Source organism: Nocardia paucivorans NBRC 100373 (genome assembly GCF_000308675.1).
In the GTDB taxonomy this organism is placed as follows: domain Bacteria; phylum Actinomycetota; class Actinomycetes; order Mycobacteriales; family Mycobacteriaceae; genus Nocardia; species Nocardia paucivorans.
Window position 1 is genome coordinate 89,885 of sequence record NZ_BAGE01000041.1, and the last position, 13,163, is coordinate 103,047.

At 66.5% G+C, this 13,163-nt stretch carries 1 protein-coding gene (cut by a window edge); it reads right to left on the reverse strand.

Features of this window, described 5'->3' with window-relative positions:
- Positions 1–13,132 carry the 5' end (the start) of a WXG100-like domain-containing protein gene (locus ON32_RS11930; protein ID WP_157224175.1) on the reverse strand. 20,726 nt of this gene lie to the left of the window's left edge, so the window shows 13,132 of its 33,858 coding nt (coding positions 1–13,132); it begins with the start codon at positions 13,130–13,132; its stop codon lies beyond the left edge, outside the window.
- Positions 13,133–13,163 lie beyond the last annotated feature (31 nt).

Here is a 13,163-nt window from a genome sequence, read left to right on the forward strand (position 1 = left end):
CTCGACACTCATCAACCCGACATATTCGACTGAATTGGTTTTGTTTCCACCTTATGAATCCATTGAAACCACCGGATTGATCGGGTAGCTGCCGGTATACGGCGAGCATCTGCGGGTTCATCAAGCTGTACAGTCGGCTACCGACCACATCGCGCAACGCTTCCCCGACCAGATACGCCACCGCGAAACGTTCGGGATCTGCCGTACGACCACCACGTTCGGCGACCATCGCGGTCAGTCGCTCACGGTCGCGCAACAACTCCGCATCGACCGCGAGTTCCACTGTCAAACGTCCTGATTCGATCTCGGTCCGTACGGCTCCGAAACCGTCACCGCCGACATCCGCCACCCGATACCGAAGCCGAAGCCAGGGCAGCTCGGATGCGAGATCCGCTACAACGGACGCCACAGGATCGACCGACGAAGCCGGCTGCGGACCACCGGCCTCCTCTGTCTGAACCGAATCGACGAACTCGCTCAACCCCCTGGACGCCACCGCGCCGACCCCTACGAGTTCGATACGCGGTTCCCGCCCTTCCTCGGCATGGGCTTTGGCGGCGGTCGCCTCGCCCGCGATCACCGCAGCCGTGGCCGACCCATCACTACGCACCTTCCCGTACCCGAATACAGCGACCACCGCTACCTGACGCCCCGCGGCCGCGTGCTCTGTTCGGAGTTCCGCCGCACCGCACAAGAACTCCGTCGGATCGTCGGTCGGGGAATCCTCTCCGGCATAGAAGATGATCGACTCCGCGTCGCTGTCGCCGAAGGCGACGGTCATCCACCCGTATTCCGGATTCAGGGCCAGCAATGCGGGATCGGCATCATCCACCGCCTCCAACGCATCCGCCGTCGACCGCAGGAACGACAGCTGTTCGGGCGGAAGCTCCGCATCCGCCCGCTGTGTCCGCAACCAGTCCTCGTTGTCGGACTTCCGGAAATCCCAGGGGACGCCCCACGCGTTGCCGGCCAACATCGAAGCAGACTCGGTATACCGACCGTCAGGTCCGAACCGTGCCGTTGTCCGGGTGGGATCTCCACTTTTCCGCGTCGAAGCCTCATGCCATCGAGCAGCGACATCGGCCGCAAGCTCTGCCGCTTGCTCGGTGCCCACCTGGTCGAGTGCGAGGAGATGTTCCAGGCGTGAGTTCTGCATCTGCAGTATGAGCGCGCGCTCCTCCTGTCGCGCGCCGGAGTCCTCGTCGCCTTTCGTAATGTCGGCGATGTCGGCGAGGGAGTCGCCGGCGAACACCTCCATCGGCATCTCTTCCACCGGATGTCCCGATGCCGCCCTTCGCGTCCTACCGTGGCGTATCGCGGCGACGAGGTCCGCCTTCGCGGCATCGGTCACGGTGACGCGCTCTACGAGGGTGTCCGACAAGGCACCGGACTCTGCGGCGGATCGCATCATCTCCGTGGCGGCCGAGCCGTGCAGGACCAGGTTCTCGATGGCCGGCTCGGCGTGCCCGGCCCGCTCGGCGGCGGCCATCCACGCCACCTGTATACCCGCCAGATCCGACACCAACCGCGCACCGTCCGCGTCGGCGTTCGCGTACACGCGCACCACCACGGCGACCGGCACGCCATCGGATTCTTCGGCAAGGCGGAGGTAGTGCTCTCGTGCGTAATCCAGGGCGGCACGCATGTCGTCGACGCTCTCGGCCACCACGATATGCATCGCCACCAGAGGATATTCCTCCTCCGGATCGCCACCACGAGGATCACCGACCTGCACTTCCAGCACCGGAGCATCGGGGTCTGTGGGTATCCGCCCGGATGAGCGCAGGTACACGCGCGGGCCGTCGCTCTCGTCACCGCGCAACGTGTCGGCCCACGCGTCGAGTTCATCCACCAGTCCTCGTACGGTGGCCTCGTCACTGTCGCGTGGCGCGGCGGCACGGTTCACCGAGTCCCGCTGCTCCTCGGGAATTCCGTCCAGCCGGCAGATCAGCTCCGGATGGGTCTGCGCCAACCCCGTCCGCGCAGCCGCTGCTCTCTCGGGACCGAGCTCGTCGTCCAGCGAGGCATACCATTCCTCGATCTGGGTGGCCCGGGTCGCCGCGGCTTCCTCATCTCCGGGCGGGGGTGGTTCGCGAAGGGCGGCCTCCCCGCCGGGAAAGAGATCCAATGCGTCCGTGGCGGCGCGCACCTGTTCCGCCGTGGACATGCTCGGCGACCGGCCGAGGCCGTCTTCGTCGTCGGTGCGGGCGCCCCCCGGCTCGTCCACGCTCCGGTATCGGTCCAGCACCTCATCGAGCTGAAACCGTTCGACGTCGTGGGGACGGCGCTCGATGGTGATCTCGCCATCGATCACGAGCGCGGTTATCGTGGGATGTTCCGCCGTACCGGATACTTCGATTCCGATCCGGTGTGGATCGCTCTTGTCGACAACCACGGACTGCCAACCGAAGTCGAAGGCGATCCGCACGAGCTGTTCGATTCCGGCCGATGCTTCGTCCAGCTGCTCCGGGAAGGCCGCACAGACCCGTTCGGCCGCATCGGCCGTCGCCCACCAGGCCGAATCCGGGAGCATGACCTCGAACCGGTCGACAAGCCGGGCCGCAGGTCCCGTCGTTGATTGGATCGGCCTCCCCCATGCCCTACCGGTGATCGACCCCGTCGAATGAACTTCCTGGAACCGCTTCATCAAACCGCTGACCATGGAGCGGTAGCTGCTGCGCAGCACCACCTCGGCACCGGTCGGGTCCTGCCGTCGGGTGGTTTCCTCGACGAGTATGAACATCATCGTGGCCAGTGCCTCGGGCCTATGGCGCCGCATACTCGCCATGGCATCGGTGTCGAGCTGCTCGCCGCGCTTCCCTCGTTTCAGTCCGTCGAGGGCGAACTTCGAGCAGATCACCGCACCGTTTTCGATTTCGGGCAGACAGTGCTCATGGTCGATCGCCTCGAGCCCGGCCAGATAGTTGTCCTCATGTCGATCGCCATTGGCCAAGAGATAGTCACGGATCACCATCCGATCCCAGGCATCTCTCGGATGCTCCGTATCCGGCCGGGACGCGCCGCTCGGTTCGACATACCGCTGCAGGTAGCCCTGGCCGCGCGGACCATCCCACCAGATCGTGGGCGGCACCCCGTCGAACCCGAGGAAATGATCGAGCGCGTAAGCGGCCATCTCGCGGAAAACCGCTGCAGGCGGCGCTGGTTTGTACACCCACTTGGACCCGTCCGCAAAGGTAACGAGGAATACCTCGTTCCGGTGCCGCACACCGTCGATCGGCACCGGATCGCCGACAATCGGCCCTTTCGCGGCCACCTCCGCTTCCACCGCGACCCATGGTGTGAGGTCCGACGATGCCTCGTGGTCGAGTGTCGAGCCGGCGGGGACCGAACCGTCCGAGGCAGGCTCCCCGTCCACCGGACCGTTGAGCAGCGCGTCGTCATCGGACGGACTGCCGGCGCGTTCGGCGTCGGTGTTCTCCCTGCCGAAGCGGGTGTCGAAGTTCATCGGTTCGCCGAGACCCTCGAACTCGGCCACCGTACCGTGCCGATCCAATACCGCCACACCGCGCCGGTCGAAGCTCCCGGCAGCCACCTCACCGCGACGGTACGGCCGCCACTCCGGGCCGTTTTCTCCGGTCGGGTCGAACAGCCAGACCCTATCCCTGTTGGTCGCGTCCTGCAGCAGCCGCTCCGCCTCCGCCACGGCCTCCGGGCCGCCGTACTGACGAACGCCGGCCATGATCACTTCTTTATCGGTGCTCAACAGCACCACGTGTCCGTCGACGTCACCGCGGCCGAACTGCTCGCCCCACACCGCCGTCAGCGGCCTGTCGTCCCCGGCCATCCTGTCCGCGAAATCGTCACATGACCCATCGAACGCGGTGAAGTCCAAGTCGTCGCGGAACGCTGCGCGCAACGCCGTGGCGTCGGCGGCATTGTCGAGTCCGATCGGTACCACCCGCACCGGGTAGTTCGGCTTCCCTGTCCGCGACGGCTCGAAACGCGCCCGCAGCTCACCGAACGACCACCCCACGCAGGACGCGAAATCCATTGCGGCGGCCGCCTGGGCGGCGGTCTCCTGAGCTTCGAGGTCGGCCTGCTCGAAACGGGCCGCCGCCATCCCGAATTTCCACGCGGCGTAGGAATCCACCGCCCTGGAGCGGGGCTCACCGAATTCGGAGGTCAGGTCGAGTTCCAGATCCTCTATCAGGCTCTCGAATATCGCGTCGGCCTTCGCACGAGACCGCGCCCCCGTTGACGGCGACTCGGCAAACGAGTAATTGCGTAACGCCGTCCGCACCGCGGGCATATCCAGGCCGGCCGAATACGCGTACCACAGAGCCTCTGCGTAGGCGTCGTCACGACGCCGAGCCGAATCACGCCACGCCACAGCATCCGAGGCATCGCGCAGTTGGGCAGATTGTTCTGCGAGAGAACGGATTTCGTACTCGACGAGCATCCGCCGCACTACCACGTCGGCCAGATCCGGGCGGCCGGCCATGGCTGTGGCAACCGCAACGGCGTCCCCCCAGTTCGGGCGCAGATCCGACGGCAGTGCGGTATCCAGCTCGGCCCGCCGCCGCAACGCGGCCTGCTGCGCCTCATGGACCGATTCGACGGTTCCGGTACCGAGACCGCCGTCGGCGAGCTCGGCCAGCCTTCTCCGCAATGCCGTGCGCAATATCTCGGTGAAGTCGTCGGCCAGGCCGTCCACCGCCGCCAGTGCATCGATGAGTCCCGCGAACACCCGCTGCTCGGGCGGCTGCACCATTCGACCCGCCGAGCGGCCGAAGAAATCGAAGCCGCTGCTCGAATCCGGCAGGTCCTGGGGGTTCCCCATCACATCGTCGTCGGGTGGCAGTTCCCAGGGGGCCAGCCCGGCGAGCCGCCATCGCGTCGACGGTACGGCGGTGTCCCCGGTGACCCGCACCACCAGCTCATGTGAACCCAGATGTGCTGCGGGGTCCCGCAGCTCGTCCTCGACGAACCCCCATCCCAGCCGTTTCGCCTGCTCCACGGCCAGCTCCAGAGCACCTCGATCGTCTTGCGGTACCCGCCACACGGCCGTCGGCTCATCATCGGACACGAAAACCGTGGACGGAAACGCGCCGTTGTGCGGTATCTGTATCGCTACCTTGCCGGTCTCCGTCCGGCCCATCCATACCGGGCCGTAGCCTTTGTCGAAGGCGACCTCCGCGGCGGCGCACAACCGCGCACCCATCTCGTCCGGCAGCCCGAACCTCACCAGAGCCGCGGCGGCCGCGTTGGCGTCCGCCGCTTCGATCGGCATGCCCTCCCACGACACCAGAGGACCCGGCGCTGCGGCCTGCGCCGTCATCGTCGGCAGCAGTCGCGCCAACAGCCGCTCCCCCAATGAGCGGAGCCGCAGCTGAGGGGCACCGGCGGCGGTGAAAGCGATACCGTGAATCCCGGGCCGATGCGGTGGACGCTGCCAGTCGTCGAACGGAATCGGCTCACCGAAGCGGGCCGGTCGGCTTTCGTAGACGACGATCTCGTCGCGTCCGGGCTCGCCCTGGTTCGCGACGATCACCACGTCATAGATCCGGCCGGACGAGGGATGCGGCACGAACGCGACGACGAACGCGCCCGGCCTGCCCACGAGTCGGTTCTCGATATCGCGGAAGGTGTCGAACGGCCGCGGTTCGCACCGCCCACCGAAGGCATGCTCGGCTCTGCCGAGGTGGACGGCGTGACGCCCCGGCGGCGGCACAGGGCGGGACCGGTCGATCAACCCCGACCGTTTGGCCGTCAGCACGGCGTTACGCAGGGAATCGCGGGGAATCCGTATCCGCCGCGAACCTGTCCGCCGCGGTGCGCGGTCGGCCTCCGGTCCGGTGTCGGTAGGCGCGCCGGGCCCGAGATATTCGGGCTCGACATCGGAGGAGGTGTTCTCGATGTCGGATCGCTTCGGATCACCCTGACGCAGATCCACCGTCGCGGGGTACCGGGCGGTTTCCGCCGCATTCCGCAACATCAACCGATACAGATCGTATTGTTGTTCTATCTGCAGCAACCGTTGGCATTCCGTCGCCACGGAGTCCACATCTCCACCGATGGAGACAACACCGCTGTCGGGAAACAATCGTTCGACCAGGGTGTGCAGCACTGTGCGCTCGGCGGCGCCGAAATCTTTCTCGCGGGTCGTGGCCCGCATCCGGTCGAGCAGCTCATCGGCGTACCGACGGGCGCGGGTCCCGAGTTCGGCCAACTGGGCGTCCAGGCCGTCCACGGCGGAGCACACATCGCGCAGAGCTCGCAGCGAGGGCAACCGTTCGGTATCCCAGATGGTCCGCTCACCCAGGTGGTCCGGATGCAGCAGCGCACGGCGGGCGAGTACCTCGGCCAGATCGGCGCGGCGCACGGCGGCTTCCCATCGCCGCGTACGCAGTTCTTCGAGTTCGACGAGCAGACGACTTCGCTCGGCCGACAAGGCACCGATACGAGCCTGGTGATCGCTGAACCGCTCATCACCCGGGTCGACCCACCTGCGCTGCGAATCCGGTATCGCGGCGAGTCGATCGGCGGCCTCACTCGCTTCCGTCCGCGCCGCTTCCACTCGCTCGAGCTCGGCCTCGACCAGAGTGCGGCGGCCGTCGTTCTCGGCGAGCTCGACATCCAACGTCATGACCTCGTCGGCCGCGTCGGCCGCGAAGACGGCGGACCGCACGGCCGCGGCGGCCGCGTCGGTTCCGGGTACTTTCTCGAGAACCTGGGCCACCAACGCATCCTGGACGGCCCGCACGGTGCGGCGTTGCCGGGCCAGCTGCGTCTCCTGCGCTGTCAGGCGCGTGCCCGGGGTGCTGCCGGTCGGTACCGGTTCGGCGGTGAGCGGCCGGGACGGCTCGGACACCCAGCCACCGTCGCGGAACCAGGTGACCGCCACCGTGCCGTCGACGGCCACGGTGTGCTGTTCGACCAGCACCCCCGCGATCTGTAATGCCCGCAGCTCACCAGGCTCCAGACAGGGGGCGGTGTCGGCGGCGGTGACGACGACCAGCCGATCATCGAGCACGCGTCCCCACGATCCGACCGCGATTCCGCCCACCCGCTCGGATTCGGCGCGAACGGCGTCGGCCTGCCGCCGCTCGAGGTCGGGATCGACCTCGGTCGGAACTTTCTGCAATGCACGGGTTTTCGCAGCAGTCCCGAATACCTCCAGCTGCTCGAGACCTGTTTCGAGCAGCCGGAGACGTTCGATCTCCGCCGGCGCGCCGCTTTTCGTCGCCGAATTCGCCGCGATGAGCACATTCACGAAAAGCGTACGGATGGGCGTGTATTCGGCTTTGGTGCGGTGTTTTTTCTGTTCGGCGACATACTCGCTCATCCGCGTGCGCAACTCGTGGCCGTGTTCACGGGCGGCTTCGACCGTCTCCGCCAAGCCACGACCGGCGGCTTCACACAACGGCCGCAGTGCCATCAGCCGTGGCATCATCTGTGCCAACTCGGCTTCGGTGCACCCCAACAGACGGGCCTGCTCGGCACGACGGGTTCGCGAGTTCTCCCGTTCGCCGCGTAGCCGTTCGAGTTCGGATTCCAGCCGGTTGCGTTCGGCGCGCCGATTCCGGCTTTCCGTCCGGGCGGCTTCCCGCGCCGCTTCCCGATCTCGCTCGAGCCGCACCTGTACCGGGCCTCGACGGTCCAACGCGGCCAGGTCCGCCTCGAACCGTTCGATTTCCGCGTCGAGGCGGACGAGAAGGTTCGGGTCGTTATCCGAATCGACCAGGCCGGCCGCCACCCGCACCGCGGTAGCCGTCACGTCGGGAGACACCCCCGGCACCTGCCCCAACAACATCTGTGCGATAACGCGCGCCGCGTATTCCTGTCGCAGGGCGGCACTCACGGTCTCCGAGGAGGGATCCATGGCGTCGGGCCGCCCAGGCACCCATCGGTTCCCGTCCCGCCGCTCGAACACCGGGGAACCGGTGTCGTCGACACCGGCTCTCCACTGCTCGATGACGATGCCGGCCGCGGCCATATCCGTCGCGTGCGGCTCGAGCAGTGGATCTCGGAACCCGGCCGGCGCGACAACCACCAACCTGCCGCCGACGACCCGCCCCCACGGTCCCAGCGGGATACCGCCGATCCGATCCAGTTCCGCTCGGCAGGCTTCTTCCGTATCGGTCACCCGGTCCTGCCGGGCCGCCATCTGTTCCAGGCGCGTCAGTCGTTCGATTTCGATGGCGGCGGCACGACCGGCGGCGGAATCGCTCTGATCCATATCTCGGGCGAGTTCCGCCCGAGATATGGAAACCCGCCACGGGTCGAAGTATTCGGTGCCGAACCGTTGGCCCATCCGTCGTATCAGGTCATCGCCGGCGCGGCGGGCGGTATCGGCGATCCGGCCGCGGTCGCGGCCGAGCCGATCGTCCGCGGCGTCCAGATCGGCCAATGCGTCCAAAAGTACCCGCCGCGACGTCGTAGTCGCTCCGGCCGACGTGAGCGCATCATCGAGGGCGGCGCTCACCGCGTTTCGCCGCGTAGCCAACGCCGCACGCTCGGTCGCCAATCGATCGAGTTCGACGGTCTGGGCCGCGAGCCTGCCCTGGAGCAGTCTCGTCAGCGTTTCGTTCGGTTCGGGCAGTTCGTCGAGGGCCCGGCCGAACGCCTTCCCCTCGGTATGTTCTTCGGCGAGCGCATCGTAGGCCGCCTGGTTCCAGACCAGTTCCGCGTCGATATCGGCGAGTTCCGCGGCCAGACCATGTGCTTGCGCGACCTGCTCTCGGGCGGCATCGAGCCGCGCGGCGGGGTCGCCCGACCCGGCCTCGCCGCCGAGCACCAAGGTGGCCAGCACATTCCGTATCGCACGCACGGTCCGCTGTTGCTCGCGTAACCGCTCGTCCGCGGCGACCAGAGAGCCCGCCGAGGTATCGCCCGAATCCGGCGGCCGCACCGGGGCAGGGCGACCGATACGCCAGGATCCATTGCTTCGGTACGTGGTGGTCACTGCACCGTTCGGGGCCACGCTGCGGCGTTCGACGAGCACACCGGCGGCATCCAACGCGTCCAATGTCGTGGTGTCGAGGAGCGGCGTGTCGCCTGTCACGGGTGTGACGAGCACCAGGCGGTCACCCGCTATCCGGCCCCACTCGCCCAGGCGTACACCGCCTACTTCTCGACGTTGCGCCTCCACCGCCTCCGCGTGTTCGGCGGAAGCGACGGTGGATTCCGCGGCGGAATCGGGCACCGGCCGGCCGAAGCGGGTTTCCAGTTCCCGAAGTGCCTGTTCGAGGGCATGCATACGCTCGAAGGCGGTCGAGGGTCGGGGCTCATCGGTCCCCTCTGTCGCGGTCAGGGCGGCATCCGCGATCGCCCGGGCTTCGGGCTGCCGTATTCCGGCGACGAAGGACTCCATCCGTCGCATCAGATTCGCGGAACGTTCGTCCATATCGCCGACGATCTCGTCGACGTCACGAGGCGCGAGAGCCGACAACTCCTCGAACACGCGCATCCGCGCAATGCGTGTGCGTCGAGCCTCGATCTGGGCGGATTCCGCCGTCGACCGGCCGCGGGGCGTCTCCACGTCGACGGTATCCCCCTGCTCGCGCGGGTGTGCCGTGCGTTGCTCGATACCGGTCGTGGTCTCGGCGGTGGTTCGCGCATGCAGCAGGTCGATCATGGTGCGCAGGGCGTATTCCTGACGCAGCGCAACCCCGTCCGGATCCGCGGTCCCCTGCTGCGGAACGTTGCCGGGCCAGGGCTGATACCAGGGCATACCGAGTTCATCGAACGCCACCCGTCGGCATTCCACCGGCACACCGTGCTCGCGAAGTTCTTCCAACAGTCGCTCGTCCAGGACCGGATCCTCGATGTCCGCCGGAACGACCATCACGAGTGTGCCGTCGACAATGCGTGCCCAGGAACCGACAGCGACACCGGTCTCGTCGGCGTCACCGTCCGTATCGTCGGACGCCGAAGCCTCGGAAGAGACCTTGATGCCCGAGGCCTTGTCCGGCCGGCCGATTCGCTCCAGTTCCGCACGTGCCGCCGCCTCGATGACCTCTGTGCGCAACGCGTCGTAATCGGCCAACGCGGCGGCCGGCTCCCGGCGGGATCCGATCTCGGACGATCCCGTTACCGACCGGGCCCGAGCCACCAACTCGTGGATGCTCATCTCGTCGAGCGTTTGCGGAGGTTCGGCAAGAGCACGCAGCGCTTCTCGAATTCGCCGGCCGATCGCGGGCAGCCCTGATGCCTGGGTGGTCGTCGAGGGCCGTTCCGGGATCTCGAACCGCAACCGATTGCGCCGGCCGAATCCGGTGCTGTCGGCGACACCCACATCCACACCGTGGTTGTCGGCATGCAACAGCACCGCGGGCACATGGCGGCCGTCGTCGCCCGGCTGCGACGACAGACGGGTGGGCATGTCCTCACCGAGATCGAAGACCTGCACGCGCAGCCGCTGCCGGCGGGTTTGTGGATCCTCCACGACCTCGGCTTCGATCCGGACCTCCCGTCCGGCCGATCGGATCCTGGTATCCGTCAGCGCCTGGGTCAACGCTGTCTTCGCGTGTGTGGCCTGGGTGGGCGGCCACTCGCCGATCAGTGCGGTCAGCGCCCTGTCCACCAATTCGATATCGGAAGCGTCCTCGGCGTCGGACAGGGTCAGACCGAATGCGGCCAATCCGCCGGGCTCGTCCTCGATGCCCTGTAGGTCATCGGGCCCGGTGATCTCATGGACGCCGCACTCCGCGCCGACCGGAGCCTCGGGACCGTTTGGCATCTCTTCGCCGGATCCGAGGTCCATCTTCTGCATCGACTCGAACAACCAGGGCGTCCGTTGTTCCGCCGACCACTCCGACAGGTGTTCACGCAACATGTCGACGGATGGGCCGTCGCCGTCCTCGGACACCACACCACTCACCGGTCCGACCGTGACCGGCACTCCGGTATCGCCACCGGCGGCGAGCGAGGTCGGCCCGAGCGGTGTACGGCCGACGGGGTGATCCGGATCCGATGACCGACCGTCCGATACGGCGAAATCCGCCTTGGTCCCGGCCACACCGGCCCAGTTCTCGAAGTTCGACCTACCAGGTGCGGTAACGGTCGGAGCCGCACCGGCGGATGGCACCTCGGGGGGCGCCAACTTCACGGTGAAACGAAGTTCGTGAAGCCCGTTCGAGGTGTTCCATCCGGACACCCACCCGTCCGCATGAGCCTGCACCGCACCGATATTCCGGACGGGTGAACGTCCAAAGCGGCCGCCGTACGCAGATTCCGGCGGCCGACCCGGCTGCACGCTCTCGATGAGCTCATCGAGGCGCAATTCGGTGTCCACGGCCGCGTCGATCACACGCACCTGTATCTCGCCACCACCCATCGCCATGGCGGTGACCCGGACGTTCGGACCTGTTCGGCTGCTCGCATCGCCGATCGCCGAGGTGAGCGCCTCTCGGAAGCCCTGTACCCGGGCCCGGTACGCACGCAGCGCCGCCTGCCGAGCGGGCGACGCATCACCGGAATCGACGGCAGGGACCAACCGCATGACCGCGTCGACCGCTTTGGATATCTCGCTTTCGACACCGAGTACGCCGCTGCCGACCACGACGGAGACGATGCCGTGAGAGGCGGTGTCGTCGGCGGCCGAATTCTCCGGGCGGACTTCCGTTGCCGCGGAACGAAACTCCGATCCATCCGTTGTCGCGGTGGATTCGCTCGTCCCATCCGACGATATCCACGCATCGATCTCTTTTTCCAGTTTCTCGAGGCGGGCCAGGCGCTGTGATTCGGTCAGCGGGCGGCCGAACGCATCGGAGCTGTCGACAATCCTCAGCATTTCCGAGATCAACTGATATGCCGCGGCCCGCTCGCCCGCTGGGAAATACCGGCCCGCTTGCCGGAAGATCCTCTCCGCGACCTGGTCCGCCTTCGCCCGCACCTCGGCGATATCGACATCGGGTTCGGGGGACACCCCGGCCAGGGAAGCCCCCCGTTCCAGACGATCCAGCACATTGGTCCGAAGCTGTTTCAGCAGCCGCAGCCGCTCGTGTTCGTTCACGTGCGTGGTGACTCCACCGCCCACATCGGATTCGCTGTGGGTGGTGGCGCTGCGGGTGACCAGTTCGGCGGCATGATCCCATGCCCGGTGGGCACTGTCGCGTTCGGCGGGTGAAGAGAAATGCTTGTCGATATCGCTTTTCATCCGATGGATGAGGTGATCGGCGCGCGCCTTCGCCTCTTCTTCGCTCATCCAGGTATTCATGTCGAAGTAGCGCCGCTGCTGCTCTACCGGCATACCGGCGAATTCCGAATATCCGCGATAGCCGTAGATGGCGCTCGAGGGCGCGCCGGAGAGCGCACCGCTCAACAGCGACAACGCCGTGATCTCGCCGCCCACCAGACCACCGGCCAAACCGCCCGCCAGACCGGCACCGGCACCTTGGATGGCACCGCGGCCGAGTCCGCCCCATTTGTTGTAGGGCAGGATCTCCATCAGTTTGACCGATCGGCTCATCACTCGATACAGGTAATGCCCGGCCCAACCGCCGACCGCGCCGCCGACCGCCGAGGCGCCTATATCCTTCCGGAAGGATTCCCAATCGAAATCGTCCTGACGCCCCTTCCCCATCAGGATCCACTGAATCGCCGCGTTTTCCAGTGCTCCTTGGAAGACCTCCTCGACCGCTTCATCGATCATCTCGTAGACAAAGGACTTGGTAATCGCGCTGTAGACGGGTACCCGCGGAAAGCGGGTCAGCATCGGTATTTTCGCCAGACCGCGCCCCAGTAATCCGATGATCTTCTGCAGCATCGATCCGAGTCGCCGAGACAGTTCGCGGGTAATCCACATGACCGTCCATTTGCGGGCCTCCCCCGCCGGACCGGCCAGACTGGCGACAGCGATTTCGCCGACCATCCACGCCAGGGCGATATTGTTGCCCAATTTGGTGGTGTACACCTGGTTGCCGAATTGACCTATGTAATCGACCAGCCCTTGTGCGCTATCGGCGACATCATTGCCCAGGAATCTGAGATCCTTGATATGCTTCTCGAGCTCTTCCGCGCCCGCTCCCTGCATATAGGACAGCACCGTGCTTCGAGCCCATTCGAGCGCCTCGGCATCGTAGTCACCTTCGTCGACCAACGCCTGTAAATCGTCGGCGATGGCCCAGACCGCTTCTTCGTCGGCTTCGGGCCAATACGAACCGACCACGAAGAAAAACGGTTTCGCGAAGGGAAATACC